This window comes from Moorena sp. SIO3I8, assembly GCF_010692325.1.
GTDB lineage: Bacteria > Cyanobacteriota > Cyanobacteriia > Cyanobacteriales > Coleofasciculaceae > Moorena.
In genome coordinates, this window is record NZ_JAAHHW010000163.1 from 1 (window position 1) to 12,062 (window position 12,062).

A 12,062-nucleotide genomic window follows, 5' to 3' on the forward strand; every position below is an offset into this window, starting at 1 on the left:
TGCGTTACGCCTATCGGCTAACACAAAAGCCCGGTGCGTTACGCCTATCGGCTAACACAAAAGCCCGGTGCGTTACGCCTATCGGCTAACACAAAAGCCCGGTGCGTTACGCCTATCGGCTAACACAAAAGCCCGGTGCGTTACGCCTATCGGCTAACACACCCTACTTACTTTCTTGGATAATAGCAATCCTAAATCAATTGTAAGAATTCTTGTTCCCTGCTCCTGTTCTCTCCCCATCACCCCATCACCCCATCACCCCATCACCCCATCTCCCCATCTCCCCATCACCCCATCTCCCCATCTCCCCACACTCCCTACTCCCTACTCCCTACTCCCTAATTTCTTAAGACTCCGATACGCTTCAGTCAATGACGTCAAATAAGGTTTAAGGCGACGATCCACGAATTGAAGCATCGGTTGGTTACTCTCCCCCACCGCACAGGTATAGTAAGGAATATCGCTATCGAGTTGAGCCATGATAGACTCTGCAACCAGCATGGCACCACGGCCACGCCGTTGGAACCGTCGCACCACAAACATCGAGGTATAGCGGATAGTATCTGGGCCAACCCGGTGGTTCACCATCCAACCCACAACCTCTCCTTGATAGAGCAAACCCAAACTGTTGAGGGGTTCTAGTTTTGAGGGTTCCAGAAACGGAGACAAGGATTCAGGATACCAAACCTTTTGCTTTTGCCGTTGGTGAATCCGTTCCTCCTGGGCTGGGGTTAGCTCTGCCCAAGGAAACAGGGTGAAATCTTTCGGGAAACGATAGTGGTGGATCCAGGGGGCTTGGGCAATATGTTCGCTATCAGATTTTGCCAAAATTAGGGAAATTTTAGGAGTTTCCCATCCCAATCTTTCCAGCAAGGGTTCTAAGGCAACGGTGGTGAGTTCTGTGGCTTGGTAGGATAGCTCCATTTGGCTACAACCCAGTTCCCGGACGTGGCCTTCCAGATGGGTGATTAACCCGCTGGCAACCCCCTGTCTGCGGTTTTCTGGGTGGACGAACAGGGAAAGAATGACCCCACTAGTGGTGTCGGTTTTGGGGTCTTTGCGCAGTTCCGCCACCAGCAAGCCCACCATTTCATCATTTTCTACTGCTGCTAAACCCAGCAGTTCCCCGAGAGGGCTGGCACCTTGCCAGTGGCTAGCAATGCTGGGGCAGGTGTAGTCATCGTATTCTAAGGAGGCAGCAGCATCAAAGTTTTCGAGCCACTGATAGGTAATTTGGGGGGAGTAGGTGGTAGTCACTGGCTTTGGGGAATTGGGAATCGGGAATCGGGAATCGGGAATCGGGAATCGGGAATCGGGAGTCGGGAATCGGGAATCGGGAATCGGGAATCGGGAATCGGGAATCGGAACCCACCCCTAACCCCTCCCAGGAGGGGAACGGGAATCGGGAATCGGGAAATTAATCGTAGGGTGGGCAGTGGCTGTTGCCTGAAATTGGCTAGCAGCCGTGAAGCTATGATCAGCCACTGCCCACCAGACAGGAACTTTTTTTAACTCTATCTGTCATGCAGCCAGCAAATGCGATCGCTTCCATTTTCAGATGGGGAGATGGGGAGGAATCGTAGGGTGGGCAGTGGCTGTTGCCTGAAATTGGCCAGCAGCCGTGAAGCTATGATCAGCCACTGCCCACCAGACAGGAACTTTTTTTAACTCTATCTGTCATGCAGCCAGCAAATGCGATCGCTTCCATTTTCAGATGGGGAGATGGGGAGGAATCGTAGGGTGGGCAGTGGCTGTTGCCTGAAATTGGCCAGCAGCCGTGAAGCTATGATCAGCCACTGCCCACCAGACAGGAACTTTTTTTACTCTCTGTGTCATGCAGCCAGCAAATGCGATCGCTTTCATCTTCAGGAGGCATCTAAATTATTACTCTTTTACCCAGTGGGTGGAATGGACATCTTGTTGTGGAACAGGCATCTTGCCTGTTTCCTGCCTTGGAACCGGCATCTTGCCGGTTATCAATATTCCCAGGCAGGCAGGATGCCCACCCCACTCCTATTCATGCCGCCTCTCATATCAAGGCTTCTGCCAACGCTATAAACCCAAGAAGAAGCCTGCTCCACAATGCCACTGGGGTAGCAAGCTTCTCTCAAGTCAGCCCTCAGTTTCGAGTGCGACTCTACCTTCTGCGACTAATGCCCGCCAAGCACGCCCGTGCCAGGTAACCGAAAACGAGTTAGTTGCACAGGTAGCTCGCCAATTTATCCAGGCGAATCGTGCGCCATCCGAGACCAAAAAGGGGTTTTGACATTTTGATCGGATAGTGGTAAATTAAGGGCACTACTCGGCGTCGTCGCCCGCAAAAGGACGTCCTTTCATTGGATTTACTTCTGACGCTCCACAGTACTGGGAGAGGGACTCGGAGACTGACTCCTCATTTTGCCTTGCTACCCCGTTTCGAGAAACAGGAGCAGTCTGTTTGGGTAGGAGTTTTTTCTTGGGCATGGTTTCATCTCCATAGAATTAAACTTTCTGTGGTTTAGCTTATTGAGTTGGCTGTGCCTGTGTCAATAGGTTTTTTCTTACGTTTTGTTACGTGGGGAGTGGGGAGTGGGGAGATGGGGAGATGGGGAGATAGGGAGATAGGGAGATAGGGAGATAGGGAGATGGGGAGATAGGGATAATCGTAGGGTGGGCAGTGGCTAGCAACGGAATTAGCCAGAGCCGTGAATATATCATCAGCCACTGCCCACCAACCAGGAACTACTTTTTTTAGAGATGGGGAGATGGGGTAATGGGGAGAATCGTAGGGTGGGCAGTGGCTAGCAACGGAATTGGTAAACAGCGGTGAATATATGATCAGCCACTGCCCACCAGCCGGAACTACTTTTTTTAGAGATGGGGTGATGGGGTGATGGGGAGTTTGATTAGAATGTGTAGTGTGGGCTATGGGCATAATCTGATAGCACCTCAAGTAGCGTGCGCGTAGCGCATTAGCTGATAGCTTACCTATAATCAGGCATACCATTACGTAAACGAACGAGTAAACTTGTGATGGAAAACAAAGTAATCGATGTCAGTGGTCTAAGTCCAAAACAGATTGCTATCATTACAGAAATTGTTGAGACTTTTAAGTTAGTTGCTCAACAAACTAATTTGACCCAAGATTATCGACAAGCTGAAACTCCCACAAAATCTTTAAATCTTGCCGAGAGAATCAAACAACGTTTTGCTCATTTAGCAGATGTAGAAATTCCAGAAATTACCAGAGATAAAATGCGTACTCCTCCTCAATTTTATCAATGATCATTTTAGATACTAATGTCATTTCCGAGTTAATGAAAGGTAATAACTGTTCAGTAAGTATCTCTAACTGGACATCTCAACAACTTATAACCAACTTATATACTACTACCATTACTCAAGCCGAAATTCTGTATGGTATTGCTATTTTACCCCAAGGTAAAAGACAAGATGAACTGCAAAAAGCGGCTAACTTAATGTTTACAGAAGACTTCTCAGGGCGTATTCTTTCTTTTGACCAAAAAGCGGCTGTAAGTTTTGCCTTAATTGCATCCAAAAGAATAAAAATAGGACAACCAATTTCTCAAGCCGATGCTCAAATTGCAGCTATTTGTTTAATCCATAATGCTACCCTTGCGACTCGTAATGTTGATGATTTTAAAAACTGTAATATTGCCATTACCAATCCCTGGGACTATCGAGTAATATCAGGTCCGGAGAATTAGTTAGAAAAAACTTTATACCTTGAAACCTTATTCTTTTACTTCTGCCTTCTGCCTTGCTTTTGCGCCTAGTATAAGTATTCAACCGGACATGATATTACATATATTCTACCAAATCTTCTAATGGTTCATCAAAATCATCTGACATAATGATTTGACCTGCCCAACTACCATAACCGTGAGTGGTTCCTATCTTTTCGTGATCAGATTGTGTATTATTTGGATAGTTTTCTCGTAAATAGTCTGCATAATGCAATAGTTCCCTCTTGAGATGTTCAGGCAGACTAATAACGACTTTCCATAAGGCTAACTCAGTATTCATAACGTTTATTTTAACCAGTAACGTAGGGAGTCGGGAATCGGGAATCGGGAATCGGGAGATTAATCGTAGGGTGGGCAGTGGCAAGAATCGCGAAATCGGCAAGGTTGGTGAAGAGCTGATCAGCCACTGCCCACCAGAGGCGGAAGTATTTTTTTTAGTCTATCTGTCAAGGATTGGCAAATGCGATCGCTTCTACTCAAGAATGGTAGGGTGGGCAGTGGCAAGAATCGCGAAATTGGCAAGGTTGGTGAAGAGCTGATCAGCCACTGCCCACCAGAGGCGGAAGTATTGTTTTTACTCTATTATCGTAAAGCATGCTTCAGATGCGATCGCTTCCATCTTCAGGATGCATCTGATTAAAGCTGTTTGACCCAGTGGGTAGAATGGGAATCGAATGTGGAACCGGCATCTTGCCTGTTTCCAAATGCCATGGAACGGGCATCCAATGTGGAATGGGAATCGAATGTGGAACCGGCATCTTGCCGGTTACAATTCTCAGCATCCAATGTGGAACCGGCATCTTGCCGGTTACAATTCTCAGCATCGAACGTGGAACAGGCATCTTGCCGGTTACAATTCTCAGCATCGAACGTGGAACAGGCATCTTGCCCGTTCCAATTGTCAGAAAATCAGGGCTAGCCCGTCACGCAACTACTCAGCATCGCCGCCCGCAAAAGGAACACCCCTCGGTAACCCCCTGCCGCCGCCTGCACCAGCCGGTGCGATCGCATTAGCATCTGCTGTTGAAGCATTCCCCACAGTTTCACGCTGAACAGGAGCAGCTTGAAGGGGAGTGAGTTTCTTAGTTTTCATGATTTTCACCCAGAATCAATTATTCTGAATTTATTCTACCCTTTCTTGAGATGTCAACCTAGGATATAGCGGTTCTTAATTTTGTGAGGTACAGAGTTCTCGGTTTTAGGGAACAGGGAACAGTAAATAGAGAATCGGGAATCGGGAATCGGGAATCGGGAATCGGATAAAAATAATGTGTACCTCATTATACCGGAAATAATATAGCAATTTGCAGATATTTTAATTATTAAAATTGCGCAAAAAACCTAATTTAAAATTATAAAAATAACTTATTTTGGAGGCCAATTGCTCTATTGACTGTTCCCTGTTCCCTATTCCTTGTTCCCTGTTCCCTGTTCCCTGTTCCCTAAACAACCATAACTATGTACTTAAACAACTCGCCAACCGTTATGGAAACCAATCGTCATCCAAAGCTTGTGTGAGATAAATTTCTGCTTCTGGGGGAAGTGTAAACAGTTTAGAAACGGATTTTACAGCACTGGTATAGGCTTTGTCATAGAAAGTTTCCAGTTGAGTACGAAGGCTAGGGCTATCCTCAATAATAGTTTTAATTTGGGTGCGAAAGTTAACAACTTCAGCCGCCCAATGATTCCTATTTCGTTCTTGTTCAGATTTCCAATAAGCCAGTTTCAGCAGGTGTTATAAAAGACGGGTTAAAAGACTCAATAATGCTCGCTTTTAACTTTTACCCATGCTTTCAATTTCTTCAATTAAATTCTCCCAGTCCACCTCACTAAAATTACGATTTCGGAGATTTTCTACGGTTTCCTGTATCCATTGATAGTAGTCAGTTTCATAGGATGTGTATGGTTTCATGATTTTAGATACTAATGTTATTTATTTAGAGAACAGGGAATCGGGAATCGGGAATCGGGAATCGGGAATCGGGAATCGGGAATCGGGAATAGCGATCGCTGCATCAAGACAGGGAATCAACGTTAAATAAGACTGTAAATCATAACTGCGATAAACGCTATAAAATCAAAAAATATTTGGCACTCCTTCCTAAGGTTACCTGTTCCCTATTCCCTGTTACCTATTCCCTTTTCCCATCAATTCTGTATAATTTAGTAGCAAACAAATTTTATGATTGTTTTATGAACATAGGGATTTTATACACAGGGGGCACCATTGGTTCTGTGCAGGGACCCGATGGGCTGTATCCACTAGATACTGTTGGTTTCCAAAAGGCGTTTGATGAGAATATTTTGCCGATAATTCAAAGTCAATATCCCGATTGTACCATTGGCTATATTGATATCGGGTTTGGTCCCAATAACAGCACTCTCGACAGTACCAACTTGCAGCCCCAAGACTGGTGTACTATTGCGATCGCAATCCTGGAAGCCTACGATAGCTATGAGTCTTTTATTGTGCTCCATGGCACGGACACCATGGCTTGGACCGCTTCCATACTGTCGTTTTTGATGACGGGGTTAGATAGCGATGGCAACTATAACGCTTTGTTGAGCAAGCCGTTGGTTGTGACTGGCTCCCAACTGCCACTATTTGTAGAGAAAGCCGACTCCTCCTATACTGTACGCTTCAACACCGATGCACTCCAAAACGTCTGTGGTGCCGTAACCTCCTGTTGTGAAGGTGTACCGGAAGTTTGTCTGTACTTTGATTCCACCTTAATGAGGGGCAATCGCACGGTCAAGACCAACGCCAGTGAGTTCAAAGCCTTCTCCACTCCCAACTATCCCAATATTGGGGAATATGGCTTAGACTTTGACGTGGACAACAAAGTCGTGCGCCCCTTGCCCACAGACCCCTCTCTTGCACTCTCTGTCAAGGGCGAGCCTGCTTATGACGCTTTATCAGCTCAACTGACCTACATTAACGATAATATTAACAGCATTACCATTCTTCCCTTTTCGGCTTTCCCCGCCTATTATGATGTCTCTGCTGACCCCAATACCAGCGTACTTGGGGATATGCTGGCGGCCTGTATTAATCAGGGAGTCGATGGTTTAATTCTGGAGTCTTATGGGGCAGGTAATTTCCCGTCTGGCAATCCAGACACTCCTGAGAATGGGGCGATTTACAAAGTTCTCGACGAAGCTGATAACAATGGTACCGTGATTGTTGAGTGTACACAAGTTCTCAGCGGGATTGTCAATTCCCAGACCTACGCAGCAGGTTCATGGCTGAGTCAGGTAGGAGCAGTTGGTGCCTATGATATGACCCCAATTGCCGCTGCCACCAAGCTTACCTACTTAAAGCTGTTAGCTAAATACTATAACTGGGATCAATACAAGATTAAAGAACTGATGATGACTAATCTCGTGGGCGAGATTATGGATGTCAACGTTCTCGATGCCAGAGGAGAAGGCTTCTTAGCGCCGGGAGAGACAATTATGGCTCTTGATGGCACTGCCATTTTGACCAACGAGCCCGGACAGGGTCCAGTCTTAACTGGCACTAGCTTAGAAGAGCCTTTCGTGTTCCTTGAGGATCCCAGCTCTGCCAAGTTGCCTGGTCAATTGCATATGCAAGAAGACGGTCAATTAATCTTCTATGACCGGGACAACCAAGCCGTTTATCAGGCCGGGGGCGAACCAGATCCTGACACCCGCTCATCCAAGCTGATCCTAGAAGGTGAAACTACTGATGGTGGCACCAAGCTTTATATCGAGAATTACGGCAAAGAGCCCTTCTATATTTATCCCGAACAGTCCGATGCTAAGGGCAAGAATAAATCCCAGGGTAAGGGCAAGCATAAATCCCAGGGTAAGGGTAAGAAGAAATAATATCAAGTCCGGTTGAATACCCATAATTAACAGTAGGGTGGGGAGATGGGGAGATGGGGAGATGGGGGAGATTTTGATTAAGGGTAATTATCCGGACATGATATTAGGGAATAAGTACAAAGCGCAATGTTCCTTTATAAGTGCTTTGCGATCGCTTTTCTTTAGACATCAATACACTTAAAACAGTTTCCAATTATTTCTATAAATCCGTGTAGGGATTGTGATGCTTTTTGTTACCTACTCCCTACTCCCTACTCCCTACTCTCTATTCCCTATTCCCTATTCCCTATTCCCTATTCCCTTTATTCTAAACTAATAGAGTCACTATCTTTAAACTACCATGATTGCTGATAAAATACCAAATTACATTTCAAAAGAAGACTATCTCTCCCAAGAAGAAGATAGTGCCATCAAACACGAGTATAGTGATGGAGAAATCTATGCTATGGCTGGAGCCAGTGATGCCCATGTTACTATTGCCGGAAACTTATTTGCACTGTTAAGAAATCATGTAAGAGGCACTGGTTGTCGGGTTTATATGGCAGATATGAAAGCGTATATTGAAGCCGCCAATAGTTATTACTATCCTGATGTTATGGTGACTTGCGATGCCAGAGATAGAGAATTGACCAATTATAAAAAATATCCTTGTTTAATTGTCGAAGTTTTATCTCCCAAAACCGAAGCCTTTGACCGGGGTAACAAATTTTATAACTATCAAAAATTAGACACATTGGTGGAATATGTCTTAATTAGCCAAGACCATCAGCGCCTAGACTGCTTCCGCCGTAATGCCCAGGGAATTTGGACATTGCAATTTTATGATCCAGGTAGTGAAATTAATTTAGAAAGTGTTGATTTTATTACTAGTATTGAGGCTTTGTATGAAGATGTCACCTAAGCATTCAGCGATCAGCGATCAGCAGTCAGCCTAAGCTGGTTTTAATTTAAATTCTATTGTTATGACAGCAGTACAAAATTGATAATCGTAGGGTGGGCAGTGCCTGGTAATGCGATTGGCCTTTCGGCCACGCTACGCGAACGCTATCTGTTATTATCGGTTTCAAGCACTGCCCACCCTACCTAACTATGAAATTAAATAAAGAGCAAATTATCAGGTAATAGTTAACTGCTAAGCTAACAAAAAAACTAACAATTAATTACACATAATTGAGTTCAAAAGTTGCCAGTAAAGTTAATTGTAAATAAATGTAACAAAGTTTAATCAACCCTTGCATTTTTTCGAGTAGTTATGTATAGTATAGAAAGTACAGACTGAAACTAATAACCGCGCTGGATATGCCCGTTAATCATCCCCAGCGCGGCTTTTCTCCCACCTAAATAGGAGCTACTTCCATAATGGCACCAAAAAATCACAATTATCTCTGTGGAATGGGCATCTGTGGAATGGGCATCTTGCCCGTGACCGGAATGGGCATCTGGTGGAATGGACATCTGTGGAATGGGCATCTTGCCCGTAGCCTTGATGGGCATCTGTGGAATGGGCATCTTGCCCGTTCCTTTTTGGCAGCGGACCCGGTGGGTGCCATGGGCATCTTGTTGTGGAACGGGCATCTTGCCTGTGACAATTTTCGGGCGGGCTGTCCCAAAACTGGCTACCGAGAAAATGAGTGCGAGCCCGTCCCTAACCGGTGCAGATGATTTTTGCTGTTTGACTGTGCGAGGTCTAATCCTGAATGCGATTGGCCTTTCGGCCACGCTACGCGAACAACCTGTAACCTTGGCCTTGGCCTTTGGGCCACGCTACGCGAATGGCCACGCTACGCGAACAACCTGTAACCTTGGCCTTGGCCTTTGGGCCACGCTACGCGAATGGCCACGCTACGCGAACAACCTTGGCCTTGGCCTTTGGGCCACGCTACGCGAATGGCCACGCTACGCGAACAACCTTCAACCTTCAACCTTCCCTACCGCAACCCCTTGGGCGAACAACCTTAAAAAAAAATGGATAAATTCATCTAATATTCATAGAAATTTAATCTATTTTTGAATAAAATTCAGGAATATTGAAAGACTAGTTATAGTCTCTCTCGGTAGTATTATAATGTCGGTATTTTCGGTATGATTATTTTTAATTAAGCAACGAAAAATTCTTCAGTTTTGTCAAAGGTATTGTAGGATGTAGTTTGGGATAAAACCCTAAACTACCAAGGCTTTTTTTGATCTGTTAGTGCTTGTTGAACTGTAGCAACACGACTACCTCACTATGACCCAATTGAATTATTGGTTGAAATCCTTAGGAATGCTAACTGTAGCTGTGCTGACTACGGTATCTCCTATTACGTCTAGAAAAGCTAGCGCTAGAACAGTTGCGGACTTAAGGCAAGAGGGAAAATCTCTGGAAATTTCTGTGGTTCCTCCAGAAATAGCTCCTCCCGATTCCATTAAAATCCCTGTTCCTCCTCCGGAAACGAACAAGAATGGCATTTGTCCGGAGTTTCTGCCACCAGTAATTAACTCGATTATCGATCATCCTTCCTTTGCCAGAGGGAAATGGGGGATTGTGGTTGAATCATTATCGGAAGAGAAGGTTTTCTACAGCCACAATGCTAATCAATACTTTATCCCTGCTTCTAACATCAAACTATTAACTACAGCGGCAGCATTAAACAAGCTTCATCCCAATACTCCGATTCGCTCTAAGTCAATGGAAGAATGGGTGAAGATAACGAATCTAAAAAGCAACAATAGTTATGCTGATACCTTATTGCGCTATATTGGCGGGTCAGAAGTAGTGCAGGATGCTTTGGCGGAATTAGGAGTTAACCCTAATAGTTATCGATTGGTAGATGGGTCTGGCTTATCCCGGAAAAATTTAGCGACTCCGGAGGTATTTGTAACCACTCTCAAAGGGATGAGTGATGCTAATAATAATGAAGTTTTCTTCGCTTCTTTACCAGTTGCGGGAGTGAGCGGTACTCTGAAAAATCGGTTGCGTCATCCCTCTACACAAACCAAAGTTCAAGCCAAAACCGGCACCCTCAGAGGAGTGAAAGCTCTGTCTGGATATCTAGAACATCCCGATTACGGAACTATTGTGTTTAGCATCATGGTTAATCAACCATCCCAGTCAGGCAAAGTCTTAGAAAAGGGAATTGATCAGATCGTTCTGCGCTTAACTCAGCTGATGCCTTGTAGTTGATAGAGAGGCTGGGGAGATGGGGAGATGGGGAGATGGGGAGATGGGGAGATGGGGAGATGGGGAGATGGGGAGATTTTTATTAAGGGTAATTATCCGACTCCCGACTCCCGTTCCCCTCCTGGGAGGGGTTAGGGGTGGGTTCCGACTCCCGACTGTCTAATCCTTCAAACTAGTCTTCCCCCTATTCCCTATTCCCTATTCCCTATTCCCTATTCCCTATTCCCTGCAACAATCCGATCAAAATACCAATTCAATCCCGGAGCGAGCAAGCTATGGAACCGGCCTAGTAATCTCATCTCGAATCCTGGCATGATCCCAAACTGCTTTTTCTCAATACCTCGTACAATCTGATTCGCTACAGCAGTTGCACTCCACATCTGGGCACTGCCAGTAATCATCTTAGTTTCCAGGGGCTTGGTTTTATTTTCTGCTTCCAGTTGTGGGGTATCGGTATCGGGAGGATAGACAATAGAAACATGAATACCTTGGGGCTTTAACTCACCGCGCAAGGATTCCGCTAAACCCCGCAAGGCAAATTTACTGGGACAGTAAGGGGTATAGCCATAAATACCAATCAGTCCAGCACCGGAAGATAGCAGTACAATATGACCCTTTTGTTGCTCTACCATGCTGGGTAGTACTGCTTTAATAGCATAGAGGGAACCAAAATAGTTAACTGCCATGGTTTGTTCAAATACCTCTATGGGCAGCTCTTGGAAGTAACCGGGATGAGCAATACCAGCGCTAGTGATTAATAGGTCAGCCGGACCGATTTGGTCAATTGCTTGCTCAATAGCTGCTTCTACCTGTATCTGCTGGGAAACATCAGCAGAAATAGTGATAATTTTTGCTTGCGGATGCCTTCGCATCCCTTCAAGCTCGACTTTAGCCTGCTCTAGCTTAGCTGTATCCCTAGCAATCAAGGTCAGATTAGCTCCCTTCTGGGCTAATAATTTGGCAGTAGCTTTGCCAATCCCACTGGAACCCCCTGTGATAATAGCGTGCTGTTGATTGAAGGTCATGGTTGAATCTATAGGGAACAGGGAGTCGGGAGTCGGGAATCGGGAGTCGGGAGTCGGGAATCGGGAATCGGGAATCGGGGGCGTTGGGTCAGTCTTGGAATGAATAGGAGTAGAGTGGGCATCCTGCCCGCGCGAAAATATTGATAACGGGCAAGATGCCCATTCCGGTCACGGGCAAGATGCCCATTCCACAGATGCCCATTCCACAGATGCCCATTCCGGTCACGGGCAAGATGCCCATTCCACAGATGCCCATTCCACAGATGCCCATTCCACAGATGC

Annotated in this window: 25 protein-coding genes and 1 pseudogene; 15 read left to right on the forward strand and 11 right to left on the reverse strand. The window is 45.6% G+C overall.

Annotated elements, in window-relative coordinates; genetic code table 11:
- Positions 1 to 212: 212 nt before the first annotated feature.
- On the forward strand, positions 213 to 350 hold the full coding sequence (locus F6K51_RS32780) for a hypothetical protein (RefSeq protein WP_293028802.1): 138 nt from the start codon (positions 213 to 215) through the stop codon (positions 348 to 350).
- Here the strand turns inward: F6K51_RS32780 and F6K51_RS32785 are convergent.
- Together F6K51_RS32785 and F6K51_RS32790 are read right to left on the reverse strand one after the other, a co-directional pair.
- The gene (locus tag F6K51_RS32785; RefSeq protein WP_293028805.1) at positions 325 to 1,257 is read right to left on the reverse strand and encodes a GNAT family N-acetyltransferase; all 933 of its coding nucleotides are present in this window, start codon (positions 1,255 to 1,257) and stop codon (positions 325 to 327) included. The genes F6K51_RS32780 and F6K51_RS32785 overlap by 26 nt on opposite strands.
- Positions 1,205 to 1,372 (reverse strand): hypothetical protein, encoded by a 168-nt coding sequence (locus F6K51_RS32790; RefSeq protein WP_293028808.1) that lies wholly within the window; start codon positions 1,370 to 1,372, stop codon positions 1,205 to 1,207. The genes F6K51_RS32785 and F6K51_RS32790 overlap by 53 nt, the downstream gene beginning before the upstream one ends.
- Positions 1,373 to 1,536: 164 nt before the next feature.
- Here F6K51_RS32790 and F6K51_RS32795 point away from each other — a divergent pair, with 164 nt between their 5' ends.
- Positions 1,537 to 1,668, forward strand: coding sequence for a hypothetical protein (locus tag F6K51_RS32795; RefSeq protein WP_293028811.1), 132 nt, complete (start codon positions 1,537 to 1,539; stop codon positions 1,666 to 1,668).
- Between the two features lie 42 nt (positions 1,669 to 1,710).
- On the opposite strand, the gene F6K51_RS32800 is transcribed toward F6K51_RS32795, so the two are convergent.
- On the reverse strand, positions 1,711 to 1,863 hold the full coding sequence (locus F6K51_RS32800) for a hypothetical protein (RefSeq protein ID WP_293028814.1): 153 nt from the start codon (positions 1,861 to 1,863) through the stop codon (positions 1,711 to 1,713).
- Between the two features lie 59 nt (positions 1,864 to 1,922).
- On the opposite strand from F6K51_RS32800, the gene F6K51_RS32805 reads away from it, so the two are divergent.
- Positions 1,923 to 2,183 (forward strand): hypothetical protein, encoded by a 261-nt coding sequence (locus tag F6K51_RS32805; protein ID WP_293028817.1) that lies wholly within the window; start codon positions 1,923 to 1,925, stop codon positions 2,181 to 2,183.
- A gap of 115 nt (positions 2,184 to 2,298) precedes the next feature.
- Here the strand turns inward: F6K51_RS32805 and F6K51_RS38740 are convergent, their stop codons facing one another.
- Positions 2,299 to 2,463, reverse strand: coding sequence for an anacyclamide/piricyclamide family prenylated cyclic peptide (locus F6K51_RS38740; RefSeq protein WP_364302999.1), 165 nt, complete (start codon positions 2,461 to 2,463; stop codon positions 2,299 to 2,301).
- A 34-nt stretch (positions 2,464 to 2,497) separates the two neighbouring features.
- Positions 2,498 to 2,986 (reverse strand): hypothetical protein, encoded by a 489-nt coding sequence (locus tag F6K51_RS32810; RefSeq protein ID WP_293028820.1) that lies wholly within the window; start codon positions 2,984 to 2,986, stop codon positions 2,498 to 2,500.
- 23 nt (positions 2,987 to 3,009) lie between these two features.
- Here F6K51_RS32810 and F6K51_RS32815 point away from each other — a divergent pair, with 23 nt between their 5' ends.
- Together F6K51_RS32815 and F6K51_RS32820 are read left to right on the forward strand one after the other, a co-directional pair.
- Positions 3,010 to 3,264: a hypothetical protein gene (locus F6K51_RS32815; protein ID WP_293028823.1), complete on the forward strand. Its 255-nt coding sequence runs from the start codon at positions 3,010 to 3,012 to the stop codon at positions 3,262 to 3,264.
- Positions 3,261 to 3,707, forward strand: a complete 447-nt coding sequence (locus F6K51_RS32820) for a type II toxin-antitoxin system VapC family toxin (protein ID WP_293028826.1) — start codon at positions 3,261 to 3,263, stop codon at positions 3,705 to 3,707. Before F6K51_RS32815 ends, F6K51_RS32820 begins: the two co-directional genes overlap by 4 nt.
- A gap of 94 nt (positions 3,708 to 3,801) precedes the next feature.
- Here the strand turns inward: F6K51_RS32820 and F6K51_RS32825 are convergent, their stop codons facing one another.
- The gene (locus F6K51_RS32825) at positions 3,802 to 4,026 is read right to left on the reverse strand and encodes a DUF2281 domain-containing protein (protein WP_293028883.1); all 225 of its coding nucleotides are present in this window, start codon (positions 4,024 to 4,026) and stop codon (positions 3,802 to 3,804) included.
- 180 nt (positions 4,027 to 4,206) lie between these two features.
- Here F6K51_RS32825 and F6K51_RS32830 point away from each other — a divergent pair, with 180 nt between their 5' ends.
- The gene (locus tag F6K51_RS32830; RefSeq protein ID WP_293028829.1) at positions 4,207 to 4,386 is read left to right on the forward strand and encodes a hypothetical protein; all 180 of its coding nucleotides are present in this window, start codon (positions 4,207 to 4,209) and stop codon (positions 4,384 to 4,386) included.
- A 6-nt stretch (positions 4,387 to 4,392) separates the two neighbouring features.
- Positions 4,393 to 4,665 carry a hypothetical protein gene (locus F6K51_RS32835; protein WP_293028832.1) on the forward strand — a complete coding sequence of 91 codons (273 nt, stop codon included), beginning with the start codon at positions 4,393 to 4,395 and terminating at the stop codon, positions 4,663 to 4,665.
- A gap of 12 nt (positions 4,666 to 4,677) precedes the next feature.
- On the opposite strand, the gene F6K51_RS32840 is transcribed toward F6K51_RS32835, so the two are convergent.
- Together F6K51_RS32840 and F6K51_RS32845 are read right to left on the reverse strand one after the other, a co-directional pair.
- Positions 4,678 to 4,839 carry an anacyclamide/piricyclamide family prenylated cyclic peptide gene (locus tag F6K51_RS32840; RefSeq protein WP_293028835.1) on the reverse strand — a complete coding sequence of 54 codons (162 nt, stop codon included), beginning with the start codon at positions 4,837 to 4,839 and terminating at the stop codon, positions 4,678 to 4,680.
- 53 nt (positions 4,840 to 4,892) lie between these two features.
- Positions 4,893 to 5,027, reverse strand: a complete 135-nt coding sequence (locus F6K51_RS32845) for a hypothetical protein (protein ID WP_293028840.1) — start codon at positions 5,025 to 5,027, stop codon at positions 4,893 to 4,895.
- 89 nt (positions 5,028 to 5,116) lie between these two features.
- Between F6K51_RS32845 and F6K51_RS32850 the strand changes: the two genes are divergently transcribed.
- Positions 5,117 to 5,269, forward strand: a complete 153-nt coding sequence (locus tag F6K51_RS32850) for a hypothetical protein (RefSeq protein ID WP_293028888.1) — start codon at positions 5,117 to 5,119, stop codon at positions 5,267 to 5,269.
- Here F6K51_RS32850 and F6K51_RS32855 read toward each other — a convergent pair.
- Positions 5,230 to 5,658, reverse strand: a pseudogene (locus tag F6K51_RS32855) (DUF29 domain-containing protein). The gene F6K51_RS32850 and the pseudogene F6K51_RS32855 sit on opposite strands and share 40 nt — an antisense overlap.
- A 176-nt stretch (positions 5,659 to 5,834) precedes the next feature.
- On the opposite strand from F6K51_RS32855, the gene F6K51_RS32860 reads away from it, so the two are divergent.
- From F6K51_RS32860 to F6K51_RS32890, 7 genes are all read left to right on the forward strand, one after another.
- Positions 5,835 to 7,595, forward strand: coding sequence for an asparaginase (locus F6K51_RS32860; protein ID WP_293028845.1), 1,761 nt, complete (start codon positions 5,835 to 5,837; stop codon positions 7,593 to 7,595).
- A 37-nt stretch (positions 7,596 to 7,632) separates the two neighbouring features.
- Complete coding sequence (locus F6K51_RS32865; RefSeq protein WP_293028848.1) at positions 7,633 to 7,776, forward strand: hypothetical protein; 144 nt, start codon at positions 7,633 to 7,635, stop codon at positions 7,774 to 7,776.
- Between the two features lie 159 nt (positions 7,777 to 7,935).
- Positions 7,936 to 8,496: a Uma2 family endonuclease gene (locus F6K51_RS32870; protein ID WP_293028853.1), complete on the forward strand. Its 561-nt coding sequence runs from the start codon at positions 7,936 to 7,938 to the stop codon at positions 8,494 to 8,496.
- Positions 8,497 to 8,954: 458 nt separating this feature from the next.
- Positions 8,955 to 9,257 (forward strand): hypothetical protein, encoded by a 303-nt coding sequence (locus tag F6K51_RS32875; RefSeq protein WP_293028859.1) that lies wholly within the window; start codon positions 8,955 to 8,957, stop codon positions 9,255 to 9,257.
- Positions 9,223 to 9,606, forward strand: a complete 384-nt coding sequence (locus tag F6K51_RS32880) for a hypothetical protein (protein WP_293028862.1) — start codon at positions 9,223 to 9,225, stop codon at positions 9,604 to 9,606. The genes F6K51_RS32875 and F6K51_RS32880 overlap by 35 nt, the downstream gene beginning before the upstream one ends.
- 216 nt (positions 9,607 to 9,822) lie before the next feature.
- Positions 9,823 to 10,758, forward strand: coding sequence for a D-alanyl-D-alanine carboxypeptidase/D-alanyl-D-alanine-endopeptidase (gene dacB, locus F6K51_RS32885; protein ID WP_293028866.1), 936 nt, complete (start codon positions 9,823 to 9,825; stop codon positions 10,756 to 10,758).
- A gap of 16 nt (positions 10,759 to 10,774) precedes the next feature.
- Positions 10,775 to 10,918, forward strand: a complete 144-nt coding sequence (locus F6K51_RS32890; RefSeq protein ID WP_293028869.1) for a hypothetical protein — start codon at positions 10,775 to 10,777, stop codon at positions 10,916 to 10,918.
- Positions 10,919 to 10,967: 49 nt separating this feature from the next.
- Here F6K51_RS32890 and F6K51_RS32895 read toward each other — a convergent pair whose 3' ends face one another.
- Together F6K51_RS32895 and F6K51_RS32900 are read right to left on the reverse strand one after the other, a co-directional pair.
- A complete protein-coding gene (locus F6K51_RS32895; protein ID WP_293028875.1) occupies positions 10,968 to 11,780 on the reverse strand; it encodes an SDR family oxidoreductase in 813 nt (270 codons plus the stop codon).
- Positions 11,781 to 11,788: 8 nt separating this feature from the next.
- On the reverse strand, positions 11,789 to 12,062 hold a 274-nt coding region (locus F6K51_RS32900; protein ID WP_293028880.1), incomplete at its 5' end, for a hypothetical protein.

What these genes read in the sequence shown, in the direction of transcription:
- F6K51_RS32875 (WP_293028859.1), top strand. Translation starts at nt 8,955, where the DNA reads ATGGCACCAAAAAATCACAATTATCTCTGTGGAATGGGCATCTGTGGA.
- F6K51_RS32800 (WP_293028814.1), bottom strand. Translation starts at nt 1,863, where the DNA reads ATGAAAGCGATCGCATTTGCTGGCTGCATGACACAGAGAGTAAAAAAA.
- F6K51_RS32840 (WP_293028835.1), bottom strand. Translation starts at nt 4,839, where the DNA reads ATGAAAACTAAGAAACTCACTCCCCTTCAAGCTGCTCCTGTTCAGCGT.
- F6K51_RS32795 (WP_293028811.1), top strand. Translation starts at nt 1,537, where the DNA reads ATGCGATCGCTTCCATTTTCAGATGGGGAGATGGGGAGGAATCGTAGG.
- F6K51_RS32895 (WP_293028875.1), bottom strand. Translation starts at nt 11,780, where the DNA reads ATGACCTTCAATCAACAGCACGCTATTATCACAGGGGGTTCCAGTGGG.
- F6K51_RS32830 (WP_293028829.1), top strand. Translation starts at nt 4,207, where the DNA reads ATGCGATCGCTTCTACTCAAGAATGGTAGGGTGGGCAGTGGCAAGAAT.
- F6K51_RS32890 (WP_293028869.1), top strand. Translation starts at nt 10,775, where the DNA reads ATGGGGAGATGGGGAGATGGGGAGATGGGGAGATGGGGAGATGGGGAG.
- F6K51_RS32810 (WP_293028820.1), bottom strand. Translation starts at nt 2,986, where the DNA reads ATGGTATGCCTGATTATAGGTAAGCTATCAGCTAATGCGCTACGCGCA.
- F6K51_RS32820 (WP_293028826.1), top strand. Translation starts at nt 3,261, where the DNA reads ATGATCATTTTAGATACTAATGTCATTTCCGAGTTAATGAAAGGTAAT.
- dacB (WP_293028866.1), top strand. Translation starts at nt 9,823, where the DNA reads ATGACCCAATTGAATTATTGGTTGAAATCCTTAGGAATGCTAACTGTA.
- F6K51_RS32880 (WP_293028862.1), top strand. Translation starts at nt 9,223, where the DNA reads ATGAGTGCGAGCCCGTCCCTAACCGGTGCAGATGATTTTTGCTGTTTG.
- F6K51_RS38740 (WP_364302999.1), bottom strand. Translation starts at nt 2,463, where the DNA reads ATGCCCAAGAAAAAACTCCTACCCAAACAGACTGCTCCTGTTTCTCGA.
- F6K51_RS32825 (WP_293028883.1), bottom strand. Translation starts at nt 4,026, where the DNA reads ATGAATACTGAGTTAGCCTTATGGAAAGTCGTTATTAGTCTGCCTGAA.
- F6K51_RS32845 (WP_293028840.1), bottom strand. Translation starts at nt 5,027, where the DNA reads ATGAGGTACACATTATTTTTATCCGATTCCCGATTCCCGATTCCCGAT.
- F6K51_RS32870 (WP_293028853.1), top strand. Translation starts at nt 7,936, where the DNA reads ATGATTGCTGATAAAATACCAAATTACATTTCAAAAGAAGACTATCTC.